22 protein-coding genes are annotated in these 24,741 nt (G+C 65.8%); 20 read left to right on the forward strand and 2 right to left on the reverse strand.

Annotation, left to right across the window (positions count from 1 at the left end; translation table 11 throughout):
- Positions 1-86 precede the first annotated feature (86 nt).
- From ahbB to G452_RS20445, 5 genes are all read left to right on the forward strand, one after another.
- Positions 87-587 (forward strand): siroheme decarboxylase subunit beta, encoded by a 501-nt coding sequence (gene ahbB, locus G452_RS0105255; protein WP_022661218.1) that lies wholly within the window; start codon positions 87-89, stop codon positions 585-587.
- Positions 580-1,848, forward strand: a complete 1,269-nt coding sequence (gene hemL, locus G452_RS0105260; protein ID WP_022661219.1) for a glutamate-1-semialdehyde 2,1-aminomutase — start codon at positions 580-582, stop codon at positions 1,846-1,848. Before ahbB ends, hemL begins: the two co-directional genes overlap by 8 nt.
- Positions 1,849-1,928: 80 nt before the next feature.
- The gene (locus G452_RS0105265) at positions 1,929-2,597 is read left to right on the forward strand and encodes a riboflavin synthase (RefSeq protein ID WP_027189028.1); all 669 of its coding nucleotides are present in this window, start codon (positions 1,929-1,931) and stop codon (positions 2,595-2,597) included.
- Positions 2,598-2,811: 214 nt separating this feature from the next.
- Complete coding sequence (locus G452_RS18160) at positions 2,812-3,567, forward strand: substrate-binding periplasmic protein (RefSeq protein ID WP_081650498.1); 756 nt, start codon at positions 2,812-2,814, stop codon at positions 3,565-3,567.
- A complete protein-coding gene (locus tag G452_RS20445; RefSeq protein WP_022661222.1) occupies positions 3,564-5,573 on the forward strand; it encodes an ATP-binding protein in 2,010 nt (669 codons plus the stop codon). The genes G452_RS18160 and G452_RS20445 overlap by 4 nt, the downstream gene beginning before the upstream one ends.
- Positions 5,574-5,646: 73 nt before the next feature.
- Here the strand turns inward: G452_RS20445 and G452_RS18170 are convergent, their stop codons facing one another.
- Positions 5,647-6,861 carry a methyl-accepting chemotaxis protein gene (locus G452_RS18170; protein ID WP_162141274.1) on the reverse strand — a complete coding sequence of 405 codons (1,215 nt, stop codon included), beginning with the start codon at positions 6,859-6,861 and terminating at the stop codon, positions 5,647-5,649.
- Between the two features lie 36 nt (positions 6,862-6,897).
- On the opposite strand from G452_RS18170, the gene G452_RS21645 reads away from it, so the two are divergent.
- The 11 genes from G452_RS21645 (at position 6,898) to G452_RS0105330 (ending at position 20,274) form a co-directional block, all read left to right on the forward strand.
- On the forward strand, positions 6,898-7,263 hold the full coding sequence (locus G452_RS21645; RefSeq protein ID WP_162141275.1) for a hypothetical protein: 366 nt from the start codon (positions 6,898-6,900) through the stop codon (positions 7,261-7,263).
- A gap of 326 nt (positions 7,264-7,589) precedes the next feature.
- Positions 7,590-8,822, forward strand: coding sequence for a bifunctional 3,4-dihydroxy-2-butanone-4-phosphate synthase/GTP cyclohydrolase II (locus G452_RS0105285; RefSeq protein ID WP_022661224.1), 1,233 nt, complete (start codon positions 7,590-7,592; stop codon positions 8,820-8,822).
- A 24-nt stretch (positions 8,823-8,846) separates the two neighbouring features.
- Positions 8,847-9,317 (forward strand): 6,7-dimethyl-8-ribityllumazine synthase, encoded by a 471-nt coding sequence (gene ribH, locus G452_RS0105290; RefSeq protein ID WP_022661225.1) that lies wholly within the window; start codon positions 8,847-8,849, stop codon positions 9,315-9,317.
- 4 nt (positions 9,318-9,321) lie between these two features.
- A complete protein-coding gene (gene nusB / locus G452_RS0105295) occupies positions 9,322-9,816 on the forward strand; it encodes a transcription antitermination factor NusB (RefSeq protein ID WP_022661226.1) in 495 nt (164 codons plus the stop codon).
- Positions 9,817-9,834: 18 nt separating this feature from the next.
- The gene (gene leuS / locus G452_RS0105300) at positions 9,835-12,330 is read left to right on the forward strand and encodes a leucine--tRNA ligase (RefSeq protein ID WP_022661227.1); all 2,496 of its coding nucleotides are present in this window, start codon (positions 9,835-9,837) and stop codon (positions 12,328-12,330) included.
- A 128-nt stretch (positions 12,331-12,458) separates the two neighbouring features.
- Entirely contained in the window at positions 12,459-12,992 is a 534-nt protein-coding gene (gene lptE / locus G452_RS0105305) for an LPS assembly lipoprotein LptE (protein WP_022661228.1), read from the forward strand.
- A gap of 3 nt (positions 12,993-12,995) precedes the next feature.
- The gene (gene holA, locus G452_RS0105310; protein ID WP_022661229.1) at positions 12,996-13,964 is read left to right on the forward strand and encodes a DNA polymerase III subunit delta; all 969 of its coding nucleotides are present in this window, start codon (positions 12,996-12,998) and stop codon (positions 13,962-13,964) included.
- A 95-nt stretch (positions 13,965-14,059) separates the two neighbouring features.
- Positions 14,060-14,734 carry a RadC family protein gene (gene radC, locus G452_RS0105315; protein WP_022661230.1) on the forward strand — a complete coding sequence of 225 codons (675 nt, stop codon included), beginning with the start codon at positions 14,060-14,062 and terminating at the stop codon, positions 14,732-14,734.
- A gap of 29 nt (positions 14,735-14,763) precedes the next feature.
- Positions 14,764-15,036, forward strand: a complete 273-nt coding sequence (locus G452_RS0105320; RefSeq protein WP_022661231.1) for an acylphosphatase — start codon at positions 14,764-14,766, stop codon at positions 15,034-15,036.
- 255 nt (positions 15,037-15,291) lie between these two features.
- Entirely contained in the window at positions 15,292-17,646 is a 2,355-nt protein-coding gene (gene lon / locus G452_RS0105325) for an endopeptidase La (RefSeq protein ID WP_407636017.1), read from the forward strand.
- 231 nt (positions 17,647-17,877) lie between these two features.
- Positions 17,878-20,274, forward strand: coding sequence for a methyl-accepting chemotaxis protein (locus tag G452_RS0105330; protein WP_022661233.1), 2,397 nt, complete (start codon positions 17,878-17,880; stop codon positions 20,272-20,274).
- Between the two features lie 82 nt (positions 20,275-20,356).
- On the opposite strand, the gene G452_RS0105335 is transcribed toward G452_RS0105330, so the two are convergent.
- Positions 20,357-21,616 (reverse strand): diguanylate cyclase, encoded by a 1,260-nt coding sequence (locus tag G452_RS0105335; RefSeq protein WP_022661234.1) that lies wholly within the window; start codon positions 21,614-21,616, stop codon positions 20,357-20,359.
- Positions 21,617-21,828: 212 nt separating this feature from the next.
- On the opposite strand from G452_RS0105335, the gene G452_RS0105340 reads away from it, so the two are divergent.
- The 4 genes from G452_RS0105340 (at position 21,829) to G452_RS0105355 (ending at position 24,710) form a co-directional block, all read left to right on the forward strand.
- Positions 21,829-22,083 carry an FmdB family zinc ribbon protein gene (locus G452_RS0105340; RefSeq protein WP_022661235.1) on the forward strand — a complete coding sequence of 85 codons (255 nt, stop codon included), beginning with the start codon at positions 21,829-21,831 and terminating at the stop codon, positions 22,081-22,083.
- Positions 22,084-22,122: 39 nt separating this feature from the next.
- Complete coding sequence (gene hemC, locus G452_RS0105345; protein ID WP_022661236.1) at positions 22,123-23,049, forward strand: hydroxymethylbilane synthase; 927 nt, start codon at positions 22,123-22,125, stop codon at positions 23,047-23,049.
- Between the two features lie 60 nt (positions 23,050-23,109).
- Positions 23,110-24,303, forward strand: a complete 1,194-nt coding sequence (locus tag G452_RS0105350; RefSeq protein WP_022661237.1) for an ATP-grasp domain-containing protein — start codon at positions 23,110-23,112, stop codon at positions 24,301-24,303.
- Positions 24,304-24,491: 188 nt separating this feature from the next.
- On the forward strand, positions 24,492-24,710 hold the full coding sequence (locus tag G452_RS0105355; protein WP_022661238.1) for a hypothetical protein: 219 nt from the start codon (positions 24,492-24,494) through the stop codon (positions 24,708-24,710).
- Positions 24,711-24,741: the final 31 nt, after the last annotated feature.

A 24,741-nucleotide genomic window follows, 5' to 3' on the forward strand; every position in this document is an offset into this window, starting at 1 on the left:
GCGCGTTCCGTGCACGGCGTTCGCCCGCGTTCGAAAGGCGGCGCGGGCTGTTGCATCGCGGGCGGCAAGCGGGTAAGGAGAGCTGCATGTCCAGACCGCAATTCACGGAAACCGAACAACGGATATTGGCTCTGGCCGGGGGTGATCTCGGCCGGGGAGCCGCGCCCTTCAAGGATATCGCCGACGCCGTGGGCGTGGAGGAGTCCGAGGTGGTGGAGCTGCTCCGCAGGCTCAAGGACGAGGGCGTCGCCCGCCGCTTCGGCGCGACCCTGCGCCACCAGAAGGCGGGCTACGGCCACAACGCCATGGTGGCCTGGAAAGCGGGCGACCGCGATCCGGACGAGCTGGGCAAGCTGTTCTCGTCCCGTCCCGAGATCAGCCACGTCTACCGCCGCCGGACCTATCCGGAATGGCAGTACGATTTCTACACCATGATGCACGGCAAGAATCCCGGCGACTGCGCCAGGACCGCCGCGGAGCTGTCCGCGATCACGGGCATCACGGAGTACACGATGGTCAACAGCATCAAGGAGCTGAAGAAGAGCTCCATGCGTTATTTCAAATGGGAGAAACCGAGCGATGACTGATTCCAAGAGCCTTTTCGAACGCGCCGTCAACGTCCTGCCCGGCGGGGTGAACAGCCCTGTGCGCGCCTGCCGCAGCGTCGGGTGCGACCCGATCTTCGTGGCCCGCGCCAAGGGGTCCAGGATGTGGACCGCCGACGGCAAGGAACTGGTGGACTACGTCATGAGCTGGGGGCCCATGCTCCTGGGCCACGCCCACCCCGCGGTGGAAGAGGCCGCCATCAAGGCCGTCGAGGCCGGAGCCAGCTTCGGCGCGCCCTGCGAGGCCGAGGTGGATCTGGCCGAACTGCTCTGCGAGATTCTGCCCTCGGTGGACATGGTCCGCATGGTCAACTCCGGCACCGAGGCGACCATGAGCGCCCTGCGCCTTGCCCGCGCCTATACGGGCCGGGACAAGATCATCAAGTTCCACGGCGGCTACCACGGCCACAGCGACTGCTTCCTGGCCTCGGCCGGGTCCGGCGTGGCCACGCTTTCCATTCCCGGCACGCCCGGCGTGCCCGAAAGCTTCGTGGCCGGAACCCTGCTCGCGCATTACAACGACCTCCCGGCTGTCCGACGCCTCTTCGAGGACAATCCCGGCGAGGTGGCGGCCATCTTCGTGGAACCCGTGGCCGGCAACATGGGCTGCGTGCTTCCGGGCGAGGGCTGGCACGAGGGGCTGCGCGCGCTCTGCGACGAGTTCGGCGCCCTGCTGGTGTTCGACGAGGTCATCACGGGCTTTCGCGTGGACCTCGGCGGCGCGCAGAAGCGCTTCGGCATCACCCCGGACCTGACCTGCCTGGGCAAGATCATCGGCGGCGGCTTCCCCGTGGGCTGCTACGGCGGCAAGCGGGAGATCATGGAGCGCATCGCGCCCTGCGGCGACGTCTATCAGGCCGGAACCCTTTCCGGAAACCCCGTGGCCATGGCCGCCGGGCTGGCCACCCTGCGGGAGCTGGCCAGGCAGGACTACGCGGCATTGGAGGCCCGGACCCTGGCCTTCGCCACCGAGCTCAAGGCCATCATCGAGTCCAAGGGCCTGCCCGCGACCCTGAACCACATCGCCTCCATCTTCACGCTCTTTTTGGCCGAAGGGCCGGTCACCGACTTCCCCAGCGCCTCCAAGGCGGACGGGAAGGCCTATGCGAGTTTTTACGGACAGATGCGCCAGGCGGGCGTGAACCTCGCGCCGAGCGGGTTCGAATGCGCGTTCACCTCCTTCGCCCATACGGAGGAGGACTACGCCAAAACCCTTGACGCCGCACGGCGGGCGCAACTCTAGACGTTAGGGAGTACCCTCGCGGTTTGGCCGCCGAAAGGCGCTTTCCCCCGAACCGCGAGGGGTTTTCCACGGGAGCGGAAATGTTCACAGGACTGGTGCAGGGCGTCGGAACCATCGAGGCCGCCGAGGCGCGCGGCGGGGAAACCCGCTTCCGCATCCGCGCGCGCTTCGACCTTCGCGAGATCGTCAAGGGCGAATCCATTGCCGTGAACGGCGTCTGCCTGACCGTGGAAACCTTCGGGCAGGGCTGGTTCACAGCCTATGCCAGCCGCGAGACCCTGGGCGTGACCAACCTCGGCGCGCTGCGGACCGGGGGACTGGTCAACCTCGAACGCGCCCTGGCCCTGGGCGACAGGCTCGGCGGCCATATGGTCAGCGGCCATGTGGACTGCCTGGCCTCGGTGGAGTCCGTGAGCCCCGCGGGCCAGTCCAGGGAATACCGCCTCAAGTTTCCCGCGCAGTTCGGGCCGCTCGTGGTGGACAAGGGCTCCGTGGCCCTGGACGGCATCAGCCTGACCGTGAACCGCTGCGGCCCGGACTGGCTCAGCGTGAACATCATCCCCGCCACCCAGGACGAGACGACCATTGCGCGCTGGACGCCCGGCTACCAGGCCAACATGGAGACCGACATCATCGGCCGCTATGTCCAGCGCATGCTCGGAGCCTACGCGGGCGGGAATTCGGGCACGGGCAAGCCGGAAGCCGCTTCCGGACTCAGCGAGGACTTCCTGCGCAGGCATGGGTTCTGACCGCGCCGGGAACGACTTTTTCCGCCTTGCCGCGACGCTCCCCGTCCGGTCGTCCTGTTTTCCCTCACCATATCCTGTTTTCTCAGGCATAAAAAAAGAGTATCCGACCTCGTCGTTTGCATTGCCGCTTGCGACAGTCCGTTGCGCATGGCATACTCTCTGCTCGAAAAGCGAACGCTCACGTCGTGCGGGGGCATGAAGTAGAGGGGAACGGATGAGCAGATTTCTTGCCGCATTACTGATTTTGGCGTGCGCGACTCCAACCTGGGCAGGTGCGGACGGAATCGACGAGGTCGTCGTGGTCGGCCCCTCCTGGGAGGGATTCACCAACCGTGACGGCACCGGGCTTTACCACGAGATTCTCGGAAAGCTTTTCGCGCTCTACGGCATCAAGGTCGTGCGGCAGTACGTGCCTTCCGAGCGGGCCTATGACCTCGTGCGCGAGGGCCGCGCAGACTTCATGACCTGCCACGACCGGGTGGAGCCGCCGCTGGTGCTGGCGAAAAACGCCATGTACGAAAATCAGTTCCACGTCTTCTTCAGCCGGGTGCGCTTTCCGGACTGGAAGGGCCAGCAGAGCATGCTCGGCAGCACGGTCGTCTGGCGCATCGGCTATTACGACATCCGCAATTTCCAGGTTCCCTTCCGCGTCAAGGAGGTCAAGTCCGGGGCTGCGGCTCTGGGCATGGTCGTGCTCGGCCGGGCCGACTTCTACGTGGACGACGAGAGCTTCATCCGCGATTCCCTTTCCAAGACCACGCTCCAATTCGACATGAGCGAGTTCCGCATCGAGCCTGTGGGCAGCCGGCAATACATGCCGGTGTTCGCCATCAGCGAACGCGGAGCCAAGGTCATGGACCTCTACGACCGGGGCATGCGGCGTCTCTACGAGAGCGGGGAACTGCAGCGCATTTTCGCCAAGTGGAACCAGCCGCTGCCGCACTACGACTTTGCCGGAGAGGGCGAGTGAACAGGGCCGCCTCCACGGTACCCATCAAGGATTCCATCGCCACGCGGCTGCTGGTGATGGTCTTTTCCATCTACGTGCTCATCACCGTGGCGCTGACAGCGGTGCACATGTATGCGGAGTACCTGAACACCAGGGATGCCGTGGTCCGGCGACTGGCCTCCATGGAACGCACCTTCAGCCCTGGTCTGGCCACGGCCATCTACAACGTGGACCAGGAGCAGGTCCGCTCCATGCTCCTGGGCATGGTCCAGGATCCCGCGGTGGAAGGCGTGCTTGTCCAGACGGAATTCCAGGGTGATTTTTCGGCCGGAGAAATCCGTGCGGGCAGCGCCTACGGCGGATTCAGCGAGCAGGGAAATCCCCAGGTCGAACCCGAAATCCAGGGGCTGACCGTGCGCATGCCCATCGTCTACGCCGAGGAGCGCGACCGGTTCGCCATAGGAATGCTGACCCTGCGGTCCTCCCCTTCCGTGGTGCTCAGCCAGCTCTGGTTCAGCATGGTTTTCATAGCCATCAACTCGGTGATCAAGGCCGCAGCCCTCTGGATCATCTTTCTCTGGTTCAGCCGGCGCTACCTTTCGCGGCCTCTGGCCGAGCTGACCGAGGCCGTGTCCGGCGTGAACCTCGACACCCTGGAGCAGCACAGGGTGGAGGTGGACACGCCGGGCCGCAACGAGCTGCGCGTCCTGGCCGACGCCTTCAATGTGATGATCTCCAATTTGCTGGCCTCGCGGCAGGGCGCGGAGGTGCTCCGCGACAGCCTGCAGAGAGCCAAGGAGCAGCTGGAGGAATACAGCCGGACCCTGGAGCGCAAGGTCGCGGAGCGCACCGAGGAGTATGACCGCCAGAACGACGCCCTGGAGCGCACCGTGGAGGAATTGCGGCAGGCCAAGGAACAGGCCGAGCAGTCCACGGCTTTCAAGAGCGCCTTCCTGGCGAACATGAGCCACGAGATCCGCACGCCCATGAACACGGTTCTGGGCATGGCCGATCTCCTGCGCGAAACCAAGCTCGACGAGGAACAGCAACGTTTCGTCAAGATACTTGTGGGGTCCGGCGAAACCCTGCTCAAGCTGATCAACGACATTCTCGACCTTTCCAAGGTCGAATCCGGACAGCTGGTGCTGGAACAGGTCGATTTCGAGGTGAACGACCTGCTGGACGGGGTCTGCAAGGCCTACACGGCCCAGGTTCGGGAAAAGGGACTGGAACTGGTCTGCCGGGTCGCCCCGGATGTTCCCCCCAGGCTCAAGGGCGACCCCACCCGGCTGCGGCAGGTGCTCGCCAATCTCGTGGGCAACGCGATCAAGTTCACCTCCGAGGGCGAGGTCGAGCTGGCCCTGGAGCGCGACCCGGAGGACGCACGCCCCGGCGCTTTGGTCCTGTCCGTGCGGGACACGGGCATCGGCATTCCGGACAAGCTGCGGGAATCCATCTTCGAGAGCTTCGTGCAGGCGGACTCGTCCACCACGCGAAAGTTCGGCGGCACCGGTCTCGGACTGGCCATCTGCCGCGAGCTGGTGCAGCTCATGGGCGGGGATATCCGTGCGGAGGCCGCGCCGGGCGGGGGCAGCCTGTTCCGCATTCGGCTGGTCCTGGAGCTTGCGGAATTGCGGGGCGGGAGCGACGCGCCGGACTTTTCCGGGCGGCGGGTTCTTTTCGCCGAAACCAACAAGACCCTGCGCAGGGCCGTTTCGGAACGCATAGCGGCCTGGGGCGGGAGCACGCAGGATGTTTCCGAAGGCCCGGCGGTTCTGCGGGAACTGCAAGCCGCAGCGGCCAGGGGCGAACCCTTTGATCTCGTGCTGCTGGGGGACGACTTGGCGGGATGCGACCTGGTCGAGATGCTCGACGCCCTGCAAGGGAGCGCCGTGCCCGTCGCGCTGCTGCACTCCGGCGAACTGGCGCTGCCCCGCGCAGAGCTGGCGGCCCGCGGCGTGTCCGTCTTTCTGGGCCGTCCGCTGACCGGCGCGGATCTGCGCCAGCTCGCGCACCTGCTGGCGTAGAGGCGTCCGGGGCCTGGGCAGGGGCGCGGACCGCGTCTTCTCTCGTCAGCCCGTCTTCAAATCTTCCCGTGCACTAGTTGCCGACACGCACATCCGCAGCCACCACGCCGAGTATCTTCCCGGCCGCGTCGCGCATGGGGATGGACACCGTGATGCATTCCTCGCCCGAAGTCTCGGAGACGTAGACGCTCGAAAGGAAGAACGCGCCTGATTCCATGGCTCCGGTGAACCAGGGGCGCGCAAACCAGTCCTTGCCGTAGGCGCGGGCATCCGCGTTGGTGGCGTGTTCCGGGCGGGAAATGTTGCTGACGGTCTGAACGCCCTTGGCGTCCGTTGCGTAGAGCAGCTCCAGGAAGGAGTGACGCTCCATGGCCCGGCGCATGGTCGCCTCCTGGCGCTCGCGGCGCAGGGAAAGCATCTCCGGGTTTTCGGCCAGGGCCTGGACGACCTCGCGCGGCGCTCCGCTGCCCACCAGTTCGAAAACCTGGTTGATTACGGCCAGTTCCCGGACCTGATTGGCCAGGACAGCGACGGCCTCCCCGGCCTTGGCCATTTCCCCGCTCGTTTCCGAGGCGATGCGGCTCACGTCCATGATGGTCCGGTTGATCTCGTCGCTGGCCTTGGACTGCTGGTCCGCGGCCACGGCGATGGACTGCACCCGGCTGGAGCTGCTTTCCGAAAGGGACACGATCTCGTCCAGGGATTGCCTGGATTCGCGGGCCAGGCCCACGGCGTCGTCCACGAGCCGGGAAGTTTCCACCATGCCCGCCCGCGCCTTGGTGACCCCGCCCTGGATGGCGTCCACGGTGCGGTGCACCTCGCTGGTGGCGGACATGGTCTTCTCGGCCAGCTTGCGGACTTCGTCCGCCACCACGGCGAACCCGCGCCCGGCGTCGCCAGCCCGCGCCGCCTCGATGGCCGCGTTCAGCGCCAGCAGGTTGGTCTGGTCCGCGATGTCCGAGATCAGGCCCATGATGTCGTTGATGGAGTCGGCCTGCCTGCCGAGTTCCGATACCATTTCCGAAAGTTCGTCCGCATGGCTTGAGACGGCCAGAATGCCCTGCACGGTGCGGTCCACGACCTTGGAGCCGTGCGCGGCGCGTTCGCGCGCCTGGCCAGCGGCCTCCGAGGCCTGGTCCGCGCTGCGGGCCACCTCGAGCACCGTGGAATTCATCTGGTCCGTGGCCGAGGCGGCCGAGGCCAGCCTGCCGCGCTGCTCTTCGGCGCCGTCTCCGGCCCTGGCCGCGGCGATCTGGAGCATTTCCGTGGCCTTTTCAATGCCCTCCACGGCTCCGCCCAACGTCTCGGCCGTGGACGCCAGGCCATGCTCGCGCTGGAGAACGGCTCGATCGCGCGCTTCGTGGGCTTCGCCGCGCGCATCCTGCGCCTTGCGGTGTTCCTGCTGGAGCTTGTCTTCCAGTTCCGCACTGCGCGTCCGCAAGGCGGAAACTTCGTCCGCGAGGTTACGAATTTGTGGAATCCAGGTGGCGAGGATGTCAAAGTCTGCAAAATCGTCACTTGCGGCAGTGTCTTTGTCGGCTTGCGCCGCGGCCCAGGCTGCGAGCGCGCGCAGGCGTCTGCGTTCCTGCCCTGCGCGCAGAAGGGCCAGCGCGAGCAAAAGAGCGCCGAGAACGACGCATCCGACGGCAAAAAGCCAACCGGCCAGGGATCCGCTGGACAAATTTGTTGAACTCAGAACTCCGGGCCAGGCCGCGAGCGCGACGCACCCGGCAAGAAGAAGCAGGGCGGCGGCAGTCGTTGCCAGGGAGGAACTGCTGCGAAACATGGGTGGGGGACCTCCGGAAGCTGTTTGCGAAACGAAATGCGATGCAATCGCAGGGCCGTTTTGACGCGGCGGAGCTTCTTTTGTGCTTAATTATCTGCAATGTTTGTATTTATCAGTCCAACAATTCCCGCTTAACTTAAACGTTGCTTTAGGGTATGAAACGGGGTTCCCGGTGGCGGAGGCGCAAGCGTTGCGTTCGCCGCCGGGCAAATCGTTTGCGAGGAAAGACAATGCCGCTTTGTACCATAGAAGAAGCCATTGAGGAAATTCGCGCCGGTCGCATGGTCATCATGGTCGACGACGAGGACCGCGAAAACGAGGGGGATCTTGTCTGCGCCGCAGAGATGGTCACTCCCGAAATCATCAATTTCATGGCCAAGGAAGGCCGGGGCCTGATCTGCCTGGCCATGGCCCCCAATCTGGTGGACCGGCTTGAGCTGCCGCTCATGACCCAGTCCAACAAGTCCCAGTTCGGCACGAACTTCACCCTCTCCATCGAGGCCGCCGAAGGCGTGACCACGGGCATCAGCGCGTTCGACCGCGCCCACACCATTCTCACCGCCGTGGACGACGCCGTGCGTCCTACGGACATCGTCACGCCGGGCCACGTCTTCCCGCTGCGCGCGCGCGAAGGGGGCACCCTGGTGCGCGCCGGCCAGACCGAGGGCAGCGTGGACCTCTCCAACCTGGCGGGCATGAAGCCCGCGGGCGTGATCTGCGAGATCATGAACGACGACGGGTCCATGGCCCGGATGAAGGATCTGGAGCCGTTCGCCGAGAAGCACGGCCTGAAGATCTGCGCGGTCAAGGATCTCATCGCCTACCGCATGCGCTTCGGCGGCGGCACCGTGACCAAGACCGCCGAGGCCGAGCTGCCCACGCGCTACGGCCATTTCCGCACCGCGGCCTTCCATTCCGAGGCCGACAACAAGACGCACATCGCCCTGATCAAGGGCAAGATCGACCCCACGCAGCCCGTGCTCGTACGCGTGCACTCCGAGTGCCTCACGGGCGACGTATTCGGGTCCATGCGCTGCGACTGCGGCAACCAGCTCGCGGACGCCATGTGCATGATCGAGCGCGAGGGCCAGGGCGTGGTGCTCTACATGCGCCAGGAGGGCCGGGGCATCGGCCTGGGCAACAAGATCCGCGCCTACCACCTGCAGGACGAGGGCCTGGACACCGTGGAGGCCAACCAGCGCCTCGGTTTCGCCCCGGACCTGCGCGACTACGGCACCGGAGCCCAGATCCTCGTGGCCCTGGGCGTTTCCAAGATGCGCCTGATGACCAACAACCCCAAGAAGATGGTCGGCCTGGAAGGCTACGGACTGGAGGTCGTGGAGCGCGTGCCCATCGAGACCGGGGCCTGCGCCTACAACATGGACTACCTGCGCACCAAGAAGGACAAGATGGGCCACATGCTGCATCTTGACGACGACGCCGCAAGCAAGGCCAACAGCTGATAAAACCTTTTTTCGGAGGATAGAATGCCTCACATCAAGACGATCGAGGGCCGCCTCGAAGCCAAGGGCGTGAAACTCGCCCTGGTGGCCGCCCGCTTCAACGACTTCATCGTGGACCGCCTCATCTCCGGGGCCGTGGACTACCTCGTGCGCCACGGCATGGACCGGGAGGACATCACCCTGGTGCGCCTGCCCGGCGCGTTCGAGATGCCCGTGGTCGTGCGCAAGCTGGCCAAGAGCGGCAAGTACGACGGCATCGTCTGCCTCGGCGCGGTCATCCGCGGGGCCACCCCCCACTTCGACTTCGTGGCCGGGGAGTGCATCAAGGGGCTGGCCCAGGTCGGCCTGGAAACGGGTCTGCCCGTGGGCTTCGGCGTGCTCACCTGCGACAACCTGGAGCAGGCCATCGAGCGCGCCGGTTCCAAGGCAGGCAACAAGGGCGTGGAGGCGGCTTCCGCCGTGCTCGAAACCATCCGCGTCATGGAGCAGCTGTAGCCGCATGACTGAAGACTTCAAAGTCCCCCGCAAGGGCGCGGGCAAGGCGCGCAAGAGCAACCGCCGCAGCGGCCGCATGCTCGCTTTCCAGGTTCTCTTCGGCCAGAGCTTCGCGCCTTCCGGCGACGTTTCCGGGCTGGAGCGCGATTTCTCCGAAAATCCGGCGGTGCTGGCCACGAGCAGCGACGCCGCGCGCGAGTTCGCCCACGAACTGGCCCAGGGCGTGTTCTGCCGCACCCGCGAGCTGGACAGGATCATCACCGAGCACTCCAGACACTGGAAGCTGGAGCGTATCGCCAAGGTGGAGCTGACCATCCTGCGCCTCGCCCTCTTCGAGATGCTCTACACCGAGATTCCGCTCAAGGTGGCCATGAACGAGGCCATCGAGCTTTCCAAGGAGTTCGGCGACGGCAACTCCCGCAACTTCATCAACGGCATTCTGGACGCCGCGGCCAAGGCCGTGGACAGCGGCGCCCTGGGTGTGAACAAGAAATTCTAACGCGCAAAGGAACCACGCATGGCCTTAGGCAAGTACGAACCCGAAGCCGTAGAGCGGAAATGGCAGCAGAAGTGGAGCGAGAGCGGCTGCTTCGAGGTTGAGGCCGACCCGTCCAGGGAAAAGTACTACGTCCTTGAGATGTTCCCGTATCCTTCGGGCAAGATCCACATGGGCCATGTGCGGAACTATTCCATCGGCGACGTGGTCGCGCGCTACAAGCGCATGCAGGGCTGCAACGTGCTCCACCCCATGGGCTGGGACGCCTTCGGCATGCCCGCGGAAAACGCGGCCATCAAGCACAAGACCCATCCGGCCAAGTGGACCTACGCCAACATCGCGGAGATGCGCGAGCAGCTTCGGCGGCTCGGCTATTCCTACGACTGGCGGCGCGAGCTGGCCACCTGCCGGCCCGAATATTACCGCTGGGAGCAGCTCTTCTTCCAGAAATTCCTGGAAAAGGGCCTGCTCTACCGCAAGAACGCCATGCAGAACTGGTGCGACACCTGCCAGACCGTGCTCGCCAACGAGCAGGTCGAGGACGGCAAGTGCTGGCGCTGCGACAGCCACGTGGTCCAGAAGCAGCTGGAGCAGTGGTTCCTGCGCATCACGGACTATGCGGACGAGCTGCTCGGCTGGCTCGACAAGATGAAGGAAAAGTGGCCCGATCCGGTCCTGACCATGCAGTCCAACTGGATCGGCAAGAGCTACGGCGCGGAGCTGACCTTCCGGGTCAAGGACCGGGAAGAGTCCGTGAACGTGTTCACCACCCGGCCCGACACGCTTTACGGCGCCACCTTCATGAGCCTCGCGGCCGAGCATCCCCTGGTGGAAAAGCTCATCGCGGGCACGGACAGGGCGGACGAGGTCCGCGCCTTCGTGCACAAGTGCGTGAACATGGACAAGTTCCACCGCGCGGCCGAGGACACCGAAAAGGAAGGCGTGTTCACGGGCGCGTACTGCCTCAACCCGGTCACCGGCCTGGAAATGCCCATCTACGTGGCCAACTTCGTGCTCATGGGCTACGGCACCGGCGCTGTCATGGCCGTGCCCGCCCACGACCAGCGCGACTTCGAGTTCGCCCGCAAGTACGGCCTGCCGATGCAGGTGGTCATCCGGCCCGAAGACCGCGACCTCCAGCCCGAAGCCCTGACCGAGGCCTATACCGAGGCGGGCGTGCTGGTGAACTCCGGCGAATTCGACGGCCTGCCCAACGAGGAGGCCAAGAAGCGCATCGTGGAGCACCTGGACCGGCAGGGCCTGGGCACCATGACCGTGAACTTCCGCCTGCGCGACTGGAACATCTCCCGCCAGCGCTACTGGGGCGCGCCCATTCCCGTGATCCACTGCGAGGGCTGCGGCGTGGTCCCCGTGCCCGAGGACCAGCTCCCCGTGGTCCTGCCCGAGGGCGTGGCCATGCGCGAGGACGGCAAGTCCCCGCTGCCCTTCCTGGAAGAATGGGTCAAGGTGGACTGCCCCCGCTGCGGCCGGCCCGCGCGCCGCGAAACCGACACCATGGACACCTTCGTGGAGTCCTCCTGGTACTTCCTGCGCTACACCGACGCCCGCATCGACACCTCGCCCTTCGACGCCCAGGCCGTGCGCTACTGGATGCCCGTGGACCAGTACATCGGCGGCATCGAGCACGCCATCCTGCACCTGCTTTACGCGCGCTTCTTCACCAAGCTGCTGCGCGACGAGGGCTATGTGGATGCGGACGAGCCCTTCGAGCACCTGCTGACCCAGGGCATGGTCGTGCTCAACGGCTCGAAGATGTCCAAGTCCAAGGGCAACGTGGTCGATCCGGGCGAGATGATCAGGAAATACGGCGCGGACGCCACCCGCTTGTTCATCCTCTTCGCGGCTCCGCCCGAAAAGGAGCTGGAGTGGTCCGACCGGGGCATCGAAGGCTCTTTCCGCTTCATCGGCAGGCTCTGGCGGCTGGCCGAGGAGCTGGAAAGCTCCCTGGTCTGCGTGCAGCCCTGCCACGCCGTGCCCGGCGAGCTTTCCGCCGAGGCCAAGCAGCTCCGGCTCAAGGAGCACGACACCGTGCGCCGCGTCTCCCGCGACATCGAGAACAGCTTCCAGTTCAACACGGCCATCGCCGCGATCATGGAGCTGGTCAACGAGATGTACGCGCTGAAGGACGCCCTGACGGGCACGGAGCAGGGACGCTGCCAGCTCTCGTCGGCCCTGGCCACGGCAGTGACCCTGCTTTCGCCCATGGCCCCGCACGTCTGCGAGGAAATCTGGCAGGCCATCGGCCACGGCGGCGTCGTGGCCGAGCAGCCCTGGCCCCAATACGACGAGGCCGCCCTGGTCACGGACGAGGTCACGGTCGTGGCCCAGGTCTGCGGCAAGGTGCGCGGCCAGGTCAGCGTGCCGAACGGCGCCACCGAGGAGCAGGTCAAGGCGGCCTGCATGGCCGTGGAAAACGTGGCCCGCCATCTGGAAGGCAAGCAGGTGGTCAAGGTCATCTACGTACCCGGCAGGCTCGTGAACATCGTGGTCCGCTAGCGGCCCGCGCTCATTTTCAATGCCGGAAGCGCTTTAAAAAAACCGGGTCCGGGCGTATGCTGCATGCGCCCGGCCCGGTTTTTTCGCTTGCAGGGCGCAACCCCATCCAGCCCAGGTCAGGAGAGTCCATGCACGATACTGGAGCCCGAAACTTCATCTCGATCCGCCCCGTTGCGGCGCTGCTCGGCGGCGCGCTGCTTCTCGCCGCGCTCGTCTCCGGCTGCGGCTATCGGCTCGCGAGCCAGGGGCCAGTGGCCCTGCCCGAAGACCAGCGCACCTTGTGCATGGATTCCGTGGAGAACCCCACGCTCCAGACCTGGCTCGGCCCGCGCCTGCGCTCGGAGCTGCGCGACGAGCTGCACCGCCGGGGCTGGACGCGCTGGGTGCGGCGGTCCGAGGCCGACCTGCTCGTGCGCGTCGTGATCGAACGCTTCAGCCACAGCACCAAGGTCAGCAACGAGGAGGACGAGACGCTGCGCTCCGAGGCCAGCCTGACCATGCATGTGCAGTTCGTTTCCCGGGCCACGGACGAGGTGGTCTGGTCTTCGGGCACCATCGCGGCCAGCGAGAGCTACTTCGGCGCGTCCTCCACCGAGGCGGACGATTCCGTGACCGAGCTGGCGGTGCGCCGCGCCGTGGACAAGCTCAGCGAGAGGTACTGAGCCGTGGCCAGGCCGGACGTGCTCTTCCTGGTCTGCCCGGACGGACGGCTCATCGGACGGAAGATCGAGTCCGTGCTGAAGGACGTGGGCGAGTACGAGCGCAAGGTCTTCTGGGGCGACGACGAGCCCCCCCTGCCCGAAGCCTTCTGGAAGGACATCACGGTCCAGAATCTTTTCGCCACGCCCAAGGCCGTGGTGGTCCGCCGCGCCCACCTGCTCAAGGTGGACGACTGGGACCGCGTTGCCTCGGCCCTGGCCGCCAAGCCCAAAACCGTGCTTCCGTTCTTCTGCCTGGAAGGGGAGTGGAAGAAGAAGGCTCCGGTTCCGGCGGCCCTGGCCCGGCGTCCGCTCTGGAAGGCCGCGGAGAAGCGCGGCTGGGTCTGGGAGCAGCCCGGACTGGACGCGAAGGGCATGTCCGACTTCGTGCGCGACTGGGCTGCCGAGCGGGGCCTGCGGCTCGCTCCCGGAGCGCAGCAGGCTCTGGTGCGCGTCCTGCCCCTGGACGCCCGCGCCGCCACCCTGGAGCTGGAAAAGATCGAACTGGCCGCCGGGGACGCGCGCAGCGTCACCCCGGACCTGGCCGGGCTTGTGGCCGCCAGCCAGGAAATGGACTTTTTCGCCTTCACCGACGCCCTCAGCCAGGGCGGGAATGCGGCGGAAGTCTGGCGGCGGGTGCTTCAGGACCACCTCAAGCAGCCCAAGGAGCAGATGCTCTTCCCGCTGCTCGGCTCCCTGGCCCGCGAGGCGCGCATCCTGGGATTGATCCTGGCGGGCGAGGAAAGCCGCGCCAAAGTGCACCCCTTCGTAGTCAAGAAGAAGTCCGGTCTGGCCCGCAGGCTTGGACCCAAGGGCGTGGCCGCCCTCTTCGACCTCTGCATGGCCGCCGAGCTGGGCGTGAAATCCGGCGAACGCCGCACCGATCAGGCCCTGGACAAGCTCGTGGCCGACCTGAGCTGCATCTACCGGGGTTGACGCCCTGACTCCGCTTCTTGCGTGTTGACCCTGCCCCGCGGCATAGGGCAAAATAATCGGCTCCTGCCCGGACACGGGCGCGAGGAAGAGAGCGCATGGATAAACCGCACTACCACGGACACCGCGAGCGGCTGCGCGAACGGCTGCTGCGCGAGCCGCGCGGCCTCGCGGACTACGAAATCCTCGAGCTGCTGCTGGCCCGGACCCTGCCCCGGCAGGACACCAAGCCCCTGGCCAAGGAACTGCTCCGGCGTTTCGGTTCGCTGCATGGCGCGCTCTACGCGCCGGAGGCGCAGCTGGCCGAAATCAAGGGCTTCGGCGCGGCGCTGGCTTCGTCCTGGGCGCTCTACCGCGAGCTTTGGGCCAGGCTGCGCGAGCCGTCCGCCCTGCGGCGCGAGGTGCTTTCCGGCCCGGAAATGGTCGCCGAGGGCGCCAAGGCCCGTTTCGGGGCCAAGGGCACCGAGGAGTTCTGGGTGGCCCTGGTGGACAACCAGAACCGCGTCATTTCCTGGGAATGCGTCAGCAAGGGAACCGTGGACCAGACCGCGGTCTATCCGCGCGAGGTCATGTCCCTGGCCCTGCGCCACCAGGCCGCGGGCATGATCCTGGTGCACAACCATCCCGGCGGCAGCCCGGAGCCCTCGGACGAGGACGTGCGCTTGACCCTGCGCATCAAGCGGGCCGCGGACGATCTCGGCGTGCGCCTGCTCGACCATCTCGTGGTCACGGACCGCGAGCACTACAGCTTTCAGGGCCACGGGCTGCTCTAGCCCGGCGGCCGAGCCGGAGGAGGGCCGACATGAAGACGTATCACGCCGTTGTGGACGGGCTGGTGCAGGGAGTCTGCTTTCGCGCCTGGACGCGGGATCTGGCGCGCTCCCTGAAGCTGACGGGCTGGGTGCGCAACCTGCCGGACGGCAGGGTGGAAGCCGTGGCCCAGGGGCCGGACAAGGCTCTGGAGGCCTTTGCCGACCAGCTGGAGGTCGGTTCCCCCCTGTCGCGGGTCAGCCGGGTGGAGGGGGAAACGGGCGAACGTGCCGAGCGGTATTCCTCGTTTGAAATACGTTATTGATTCCACCCCTCTTGCCAAAGCGCCAGGACGCATTATCAAGGATAATACTGGAAATACCTTCCCGCATCGGGAAGACTGTCCGCATACGCACTCCGACGAAAGGATCGACCTTTGAGCAAAAAGAAGAAATCTCCCATCAAGCCGAAGCGGTTGCGCCGAGTGCGCGAGGCGGCTCGCGTCAGCGCCTCGGAAGGGGGCGGCCATATCGACGAGCAGCATTTCTTTGACGAGCCGGGCGGGCTCGGCGACCTCACCGTGCAGGACGCCGCCGACGGGCTTTCCCAGCAGGCCGAGCAGAACATTCCCCAGGTGCTGCCCGTGCTGCCCGTGCGGGACATCGTCGTCTTCAACTACATGATCCTGCCGCTGTTCGTGGGGCGGGAAAAATCCGTCAACGCCGTGGACGCGGCCCTTTCCGCCGGTCGGCACATTCTCATCCTGACCCAGCAGGACGAGGGCGTGGAGGAACCGGAACACGACGACCTCTATCAGGTCGGCACCGTGGCCATGATCATGCGCATGCTCAAGATGCCGGACGGCCGCCTCAAGGTGCTGGTCCAGGGCCTTGCGCGCGCCCGCGTGCGCCGCTTCGTCTCCGATTCGCCCTACCACGAGGCCGAGATCGAGCTCATGCGCGAGCCCGTGGAGGTCGAGCCCACCACCGAGGCCGAGGCGCTGATGCGCTCCTCGCGGGAGCAGAGCGAACGCATCCTGACCCTGCGCGGCATTTCGCCCCAGGACATCATGGCCGTGCTCAACAACGTCAACGAGCCGGGCCGTCTCGCGGATCTGATCGCCTCGAACCTGCGCATCAGCGTGGCCGAGGCCCAGGCCATCCTCGAATGCGTGGACCCGCTGGAGCGCCTGCGCATGGCCGGAGCCCAGCTGGCCAAGGAGGTCGAGGTCGCGCAGATGCAGAACAAGATCCAGTCCATGGCCAAAGAGGGCATGGACCGGGCGCAGCGCGATTTCTACCTGCGCGAGCAGCTCAAGGCCATCAAGCGGGAGCTGGGCGACGGAGACAACGAGAACGAGGAGCTGGAAGACCTGGGCAAGGCCATCGAGCGTGCGGGCATGCCCAAGGAGGTCCGCAAGGAAGCCTACAAGCAGCTCAAGCGCCTGGACGGCATGCATTCCGAATCCTCCGAGGCCACGGTCATCCGCACCTATCTCGACTGGATGATCGAGCTGCCCTGGAAGAAGATTTCCCGCGACCGCCTGGACATCAAGGAAGCCGCGCGCATCCTGGACGAGGACCATTACGATCTGACCAAGGTCAAGGAGCGCATCCTGGAATATCTCTCGGTGCGCAAGCTGAACCCGAAGATGAAGGGACCGATCCTCTGCTTCGTCGGCCCTCCGGGCGTGGGCAAGACCTCCCTCGGCCGCTCCATCGCGCGCTCCCTGGGCCGCAAGTTCCACCGCATGTCCCTGGGCGGCATGCGCGACGAGGCCGAGATTCGCGGCCACCGCCGCACCTACATCGGCTCCATGCCCGGTCGCATCGTCCAGGCCCTGAAGCTCTGCGGCACGCGCAACCCCGTGATCATGCTCGACGAGATCGACAAGCTCGGCGCGGACTTCCGCGGCGACCCGTCCTCCGCCCTGCTGGAGGTGCTCGACCCCGAACAGAACAATTCCTTCACGGACCACTACCTGAACGTGCCCTTCGACCTTTCGAGGGTCATGTTCATCTGCACGGCCAACGTGCTGGACACCATTCCCCAGCCCCTGCTGGACCGCATGGAAGTCATCCGCATTCCCGGCTACACCGAGCATGAGAAGGTGACCATCGCGGAGCGCTACATCGTGCCCCGGCAGGCCAAGGACAACGGCCTGACCGAAGACGAGCTGCAACTGGCGCCGGGCGTGCTGGCCAAGGTCATCCGCGAGTACACGAGCGAGGCTGGCTTGCGCAACCTGGAGCGCGAGGTCGGCTCCATCTGCCGCAAGATGGCCCGGAAAAAGGCCGAGAACGAGAAAGGCCCCTTCAAGATCACGGCGGCCAACCTGCACAAGATCCTGGGCGTGCCGCGCTACCTCGACGACGAAAAGGAACCGGACCTGCCTCCGGGCGTGGCCGTGGGCCTGGCCTGGACTCCGGTGGGCGGCGTCATCCTGCACGTCGAAGTCACGACCATGCCCGGCAAGGGCAAGCTGACCCTCACGGGCAAGCTCGGCGACGTGATGAAGGAATCGGCCCAGGCTGCGCTCTCCTTTGCACGGGCCCACGCAGAGCAGTACGGCATCGACCCCAAGTTCAGCGAGGAGCGCGACATCCATGTGCACGTGCCTGCGGGCGCGACGCCCAAGGACGGCCCCTCCGCGGGCGTGACCCTGGTCACGGCGCTGATCTCCGCCCTGACCAACATTCCCGTGCGGCCCGACCTGGTCATGACCGGCGAGATCTCGCTGCGCGGCCGCGTCCTGCCCGTGGGCGGCATCAAGGAAAAGATCCTCGCGGCCGTGGCCAAGGGCATGAAGCTCGCGCTCATCCCCGCGCAGAACAAGAAAGACCTGGAGGACATCCCCCAGGAGCTGCGCCGCCGGATCAAGATCCAGCTCGTGGAGCGGGTCGAGGAAATCTGGCCCCTGGCCAAGGGCGAATAGTCCCGCGTTTCCCGTTCGCATTTCCAATTCGCGTTACAAGGCCCTCCGCTTCGGCGGGGGGCTTTTTTATTACGCTTCGCGCCCTGTGCCGGTTGGCTGGGAAGTCCGGCTTTGACTGAAAAGACGCGCCTGCGTCACGGAATCGTAACAATGCGCCGGGATTGTTACGTAAGATATTCCGTTGTGCAGGAGAGCCCAGGCCCTGAAACGATATCCCCCGGAGTCAGCCCCATGTCCCTGAAGCACAAGATGATGGTCCTCTGCATGTCCGCCGGTTTGCTGCCGCTGCTGCTCATGGGCTTCTACAGCGTGAACACCGCGAGCGACAGCCTGCGTGCCCAGGCCCTGGGGCAGCTGCTCTCCGTGCGCGACGGCAAGCAGATGGCCGTGCAGGCGCTCGCGGACAAGTGGGAAGGGGAGGCCAGGATCTACGCGGAAGTCAAGGAGGTCTACAACGCCCTCGGCATGCTCCGCATGTACGACGACTTCACGGACGCGGACTTCCTCAGCGACCACGAATACGTCAGTCCCAGCTTCGCGCCCTACGTCAAGACGCTGGGCTACGAGGACGCCATCCTGGCCGACGACTACGGCTGGGTGCTTTTTTCCTACACCAGGTCGACGCTTCTCGGACAAAATCTCAAGACCGGACCGCTCAAGGACAGCAACCTGGGGCGCGCCTTTGCCAAGGCGGTCAAGGGAGAGCTGGCCTTCGCGGACGTGGAGCCCTTCGGCCCGCTGAACGGGCAGCCCGCCGCCTTCATCGCCGTGCCCGTGCGCAGCCATGTGGGCGATGTCCAGGGCGTGGCCATCCTGCGGCTGCCCCTGGCGGAACTCGGCAAGGCCATGCGCACCGGAACGGGCATGGGCGAGAGCGGCGAGTGCTACCTGGTGGGGCCGGATCTGCTGATGCGCTCGGACACGCGCAACGACCCGGAAGCGCACGGCGTCCGGGCCTCGTTCGCCGATCCGGAGAAGGGCCGGGTCGATACGGAGCCGGTCCGCGCCGCGCTCGCCGGAAACACCCTTGCCAGGGTTTCGGAGAACTACGCCGGAAAGGAAGTCCTGGCCGCGTCCATGCCCTTTTCCCTGGGCGGGACCACCTGGGCGCTGGTGGCGGAAATTTCAGCATCCGAGGCGTTCGCCCCGGTCTGGCGGCTGCGCTACGCGGCTCTGGGACTCGGATTCGTGACCGTGGTCTTTCTGGCATTGATCACCTGGCGCATTTTGCGGCGTCAGCTGCTGGGCCCGCTTTCGGTGATCGACGGATTTCTGGGCAAGGTCGCCGCGGGCGACTACACGGCCCGGCTGGAGGGCGAGTTCAAGTCCGAAATGGCCGAGCTGGCCGGAAACATCCTGTCCATGTTCAAGGAGCTGAAAAAGCGGCTCGGCTTCAGCGAGGGCATCCTCAAGGGCGTCAGCGTGCCCTGCATCGTGGCGGACGAGGAAATGCGCGTCTCCTTCGTGAACCAGCCTTTCCTCGATCTCGTGGGATACGCAGGCGATGCTGACGGCGTGGTGGGGCACCCCGTGTCCGAGCTGCTGCGCATTCCCCAAGGCGAGCGCAGCGTCATCCATCGCTGCGTTGAGGAGCGCAGGCCCCTGGTGGGCAAGGAGCGCACCTGGGAGGATCTTTCCGGGCGCGAGATTCGCGTGCGGGTGGATGCGGCCCCCCTGCACGACCTGGACGGCAGGGACATCGGCGCGGTGGCCCTGGTTTCGGACCTGACGGACATCCGGGCGCAGGAGGAGCGCATCGGCAGGCAGAACGCCGCCCTGGTGGAGCTGACTTCCAGGGCCGCGGAGGCCGCGAGCATCGTCTCCGATGGTTCCACGCGGCTCTCCGAGCGTGTGGGCTCCGCCAGCCAGGGGGCCGCCAGCCAGTTCGAGCGCGTGGCGCGGGCCTCGGAAGCCATGGTCCGGATGCACGCCAGCCTGACAGCGGCTTCGGGCATGGCCGAGGAGGCGGCCCGCCGCACCGGGGATTCCGTCGCGGAGTCGCGGCAGGGCATGGAGATCATGGACCAGTCCGCCGAGGCCATCGAGCGGGTGCGCAAGCTCTCGGACCTGCTGCGGGACGACATGTCCCGCTTGGAGATTCAGGTGGAAGGCGTGGGGGAGATCATCGAGGTCATCAACGACATTGCGGACCAGACCAACCTGCTGGCCCTGAACGCGGCCATCGAGGCGGCACGGGCGGGCGAGGCCGGGCGCGGGTTCGCCGTTGTCGCGGACGAGGTCCGCAAGCTGGCCGAGAAGACCATGCAGGCCACGGGCCGCGTGGAGCAGGACATCGCGGCCATCCAGGAGGAGTCGCGCCGCAACGTGGGCCGCACCCGCGAGGCGGCCGGCGCCGTGGACAAGGCCGAGGAGCTGGTCAAGCGCACGGCCAGCTCCCTGGAACGCATCGCGCGCCTTTCCGAAGAGACCGCCGCCCAGATTGCGGACATCGCCGCGGCCTCGCGGGAACAGACCGCGGAGCACGGCTCCATCAACGCGACCATCAACGAGGTCACGGGGCTGGCGGAACGCATCGCCGAGGAAATGGACGATTCGGCGCGGGCCGTGGCCGACCTGGCCGAGGCCTCTCGCAGGCTCGGCGAGCTGATCGCTTCGGGCCGGGCCTGATCTCCGGGCGCGGCCATTTGCGGAGCGGGATCAGCTTTCGCCCGCGTCCGGCGCACGCCGCACAGACTGGCGCGCCTTCGAATCAGTCTTCCGCGCAGGAAAGGCAGTTCCTGCCCCGCTGCTTGGATTTGTAGAGCTGCTCGTCGGCCGTCTTGAGCATGGCCTCCAGCGAATCTCCAGTCTCGCCCGTAAGCCCGGCGCTCACGGTGCAGGAAACCGGACCGGATTTGGTCATGGTCGGGCTGGATTCCACTTCCTTGAGAAACGCCGTCAGGTTCTTCGTGGTCTGCTCCAGGGGCAGGCCCGGCAGGAGCAGGGCGAACTCCTCGCCCCCGTAGCGGGCAACCAGCCCGTTGCGTCCGAACCGTTCATGCATTTTCCTGCCCAGTGCGCGCAGCACCTCGTCTCCGGCGTCGTGGCCGTAGGTGTCGTTGATGCGCTTGAAGTGGTCGATGTCCAGCAGCACGGCCTGGACGGGGAACTTCCGCAGCAGGGCTTCCTTGTGCATGGTCCGCGCGCGCTGGATGAAGTGGCGGCGGTTGTGCAGCCCGGTAAGGTAGTCCTTCTCGGCCATGTCGCGGATGGTGGCCATGTGTTCGAGCAGTTCCATGTTCTGCCGGATGCGGCAGTGGAATTCCTCCACGAGGAAGGGCTTGCGCAGGAAGTCGTTGGCTCCGGACTTGATGAACCGGGCGGAGATGAGCGGATTATTTTCCGCGGAAAGCCCTATGATGGCGAGTTTTTCGCGAACGTGCGCGGCGCGCACGGTCTTGACCAGCTCCACCCCGTCCATGCCGGGCATGCTGAAGTCCGTGATCAGCAGCTTGGTTCCGGGATTGCGCTGGAGAACGGTCAGGGCGGTTTCGCCGTCCTCTGCCTCCAGAACCTGATACTGGTGGGAGCGCAGCAGTCCGGCCACGAGATTGCGCGCCGAGCCGGAGTCGTCCACCACCAGCACCTTGACCTCCTGATTGCGGCGCAGGCGCTCCAGGGCGGCGATCAGCTCGTAGAGGCTGTCCGGCCCTTCCTTGAGCACGTAGTCGACCACGTTCTTGGACATGACCACGTCGCGCACGCCTTCGCTGAACTCGCCCGTGAAAACGATGGACGGCACGCCCTTGCCCACGAAGTAATCGACCACCTCGCCGTGCGGGGAGTCCGGCAGGTGCAGGTCGAGCAGGGCGGCGAAAGGGCCTTGTTCGCAGTTTTCGAGGTACTCGCGGGCCTCCTTGAAGGAGCCGACCCGGTCCACGGCGAACCCGGTTTCCTCGCTGATGGCCCTCTTCACGATGCTGGCGAAGAAGGTGCTGTCCTCTACGATCAGGATGCGGTCTTTGGTCATTGTCGTCCTCGTGCTGCTGGATATTGCGAGAAGTCAATTTACACCGAAAGGTGCCTCAAGGTCCACGGGAAAGCGAAATCGGCGTTCCCTTGACATTCGACGGGCCGGACCTATCTCAGCGGCAGCCGCGTTGTCGTGCGTCCGCTGGCGCGGTTGACAAAGCCCTTGTTTCAGTGGACACCACCGGGTGGCAATTCGCATCGGAGGTTCGCATGCCCATCTATGAATTCAAATGCCAGGACTGCGGCGCGGAGTTCGAGGAACTCGTGCTTGGTGCCGATGAGACCGTTACCTGCCCGAAATGCAAATCCACGGCGGCGGAACAGCTGATGTCGCGCTGCTGCTACAAGTCCGCCGGGGGCGCGCCCTCGGCAGGCGGCGAGGACGCCGCGCCCAAGCCGCAGTACAGGGGCATCGGCTCCGGCTGTTCCGGCTGCTCGGGCGGCAACTGCTCCTCCTGCGGCTGATTCGCCGCGGGTTCCTTCCAGCTTCAAGGATTCCGATTCATGCAAAAGATCGTCATCGCCACCAGGGGCAGCAAGCTGGCCCTGTGGCAGGCCGAACACATTTCCGCCCTCCTGCGCGCCAAGCACGCGGGCCTGGAGGTGGAACTCGTCAAGATCAAGACCAAGGGCGACAAGATCCTGGACGTGCCGCTGGCCAAGGTCGGCGGCAAGGGCTTGTTCGTCAAGGAAATCGAGGAGGCCCTGCTGGACGGCAGAGCCCACATCGCGGTGCATTCCATGAAGGACGTGCCCACGGAGCTGCCCGAAGGGCTCGTTGTCGGGATCATCCCGCCGCGCGAAGCCTGCACGGACATGCTCTGCTCCGTGAAATACGACGGCCTGGACGCCCTGCCCCAGGGCGCGAGCGTCGGCACCAGCAGCCTGCGCCGCCAGTCCCAGCTCAAGGCCCTGCGGCCCGACCTGCACATCGAAAACCTGCGCGGCAACCTGGACACCCGCCTGGGCAAGCTGCTGGACGGCCAATACGACGCCATCGTGGTGGCCACCGCCGGGCTGCTCCGCCTGGAGCTGGCCGCGCCCAAGATGCAGGAGCTGGGACCGCCCGAGTTCCTGCCCGCCGTGGCCCAGGGCGCGCTGGGCATCGAGTACCGCGCGGACGCGCCGGAAGTCCTGGACGCCATCCGTTTTCTGCATCACGAGCCCACCGCAGTGCAGGTGCGCGCGGAGCGCGGCTTCCTCACGGGGCTGGACGGCGGCTGCCAGGTGCCCATCGCGGCCTGGTCCGAACTGGACGGCGACCGCGTGCGGCTGACGGGATTCGTGGCCGACGTGGACGGCTCCAGCCCGATCCGCATGAGCGACGAGGACGAGGCCGCCAACGCCTGGGAACTGGGCCTTCGCCTGGCCGACAAGGTCCGCGCCGCGGGCGGCAAGGTCATTCTCGACCGCGTCTACGCACGCGGCTAGCCGGGGACGTCGTTCCCCACGGGTTGCGGACGCGACCCGGAAAAGCGGACCGGAGGAAGCATGTTTCTGCTTGAAGCGCCTTATGTGTCCGATTTCCTGAAGCGGTCCGTCGTCGAGAGCGGCGCGCCCGTGCTCGACAACGGCATGGCCCGCGAGGCTCTGGCCGGGAGCGGTGTCCGACTGCTGCCTGCGGACGAGTTCGCCGGATTGCTGCGTGCGGGCAAGGGCAGGCTGTATTCCAACTCCGAGAACTGCATCCAGTGGATCGAGGAGAACCTCGCGGACACCGAGCTGCCGGGCCGCATCGCCCTGCTCAAGGACAAGGCCCGCTTCCGCGACCTGCTCCGCGACCTGTATCCTGATTTCCGCTACCAGGAACTGCGCCTGGACGAGCTGGCCGGGTTCGACCCCGCGACCTTTCCCAAGCCGTTCGTGATCAAGCCTTCCGTGGGCTTTTTCAGCCTGGGCGTGCACAAGGTCCACGCGGACGCGGACTGGCCCGAAACCGTGCGGGTCATCCAGGAGGAAGTCCGCGAGGTCAGCGACATGTATCCCTCGCAGGTACTCGACCTGGGCCGCTTCGTGGTCGAGGAATGCATCGAGGGCGAGGAATACGCCGTGGACGCCTATTTCGATTCCCGTGGCGAACCCGTGATCCTGAACGTCTTCACCCATCTTTTCGCCTCGGAAAACGACGTCAGCGACCGGGTCTACTACACCTCCTCAAAGATCATCCGGGCCTGGGAGCCGCAGTTTCGCGCCTTGCTGGCCGAGGTGGGCCGCAGGGCCGGATTGCGCGACTTCCCCATCCATGCGGAGCTGCGCGTGGACACGCGCGGCGGGCAGTGCAAGTGGGCCGGGCAGCAGTGCGCCGCCTTCATCGAGATCAATCCCATGCGCTTTGCGGGCTGGTGCTGCACGGACCTGGCCCATTTCGCCTACGGCCTGAACCCGTACCGGCATTACCTGGAGCAGACCCGGCCCGACTGGGACGCGGTGCTTGAGGGACGCAAAGGCAAGGTCTGGAGCCTCGTGGTGGCGGACATCCACCCGGACGTGGACCGCGCGGCCATCGAGTCTGTGGACTACGACGCCTTCCGGGCGGCGTTCGCCAAGCCCCTGGAGCTGCGCCCCGTGGACTTCCGGCGCTATTCCGCGTTCGCCTTCCTCTTCGCCGAATCGGACGAATCGGATATTTCCGAGCTTGAATCCATCCTCAAATCGGATTTGCGCCGCTACATCCGCATGAAATAATGCGGGCAGCAGCCATTTTTGCGGCCGCCGGAAGCGTTTTTCGTTTCCGGCGGCTTTCCTGTTTCGTTATCCACAGCGCAACTATTCGGATATATTGACGAAACTATGAAGCCTAAAGAAATGTCAATATCCGTCGATAGGTCAGGCAGAGGGAAGATTATCAGACAAATCCAGCAAGGGAGGTCTTGATGGAACTGAATATGGATCGCCCCATGGTGCAGCAGGCCGCTTCCGGCGGCACCACTCAGGCCGAGGCAATGAAGAGCATCCATAAGGCCCGGCTTCAACGGCAGGTGCTGGCCGACCCGTCTCTGGCGGCCAAGCTCGTAGCGGTGGAGTCCACTGCGACCTACAACGCCAGCGGAGATCTGGTTCAGGCCGTGGGAGGAAGTCTGGGTGAAGCCTAGAAGCAGCTCCAACGCAAGGTAAGCCGCCCGG

Origin of the sequence: Paucidesulfovibrio longus DSM 6739, from assembly GCF_000420485.1 — a bacterium.
In the GTDB taxonomy this organism is placed as follows: domain Bacteria; phylum Desulfobacterota; class Desulfovibrionia; order Desulfovibrionales; family Desulfovibrionaceae; genus Paucidesulfovibrio; species Paucidesulfovibrio longus.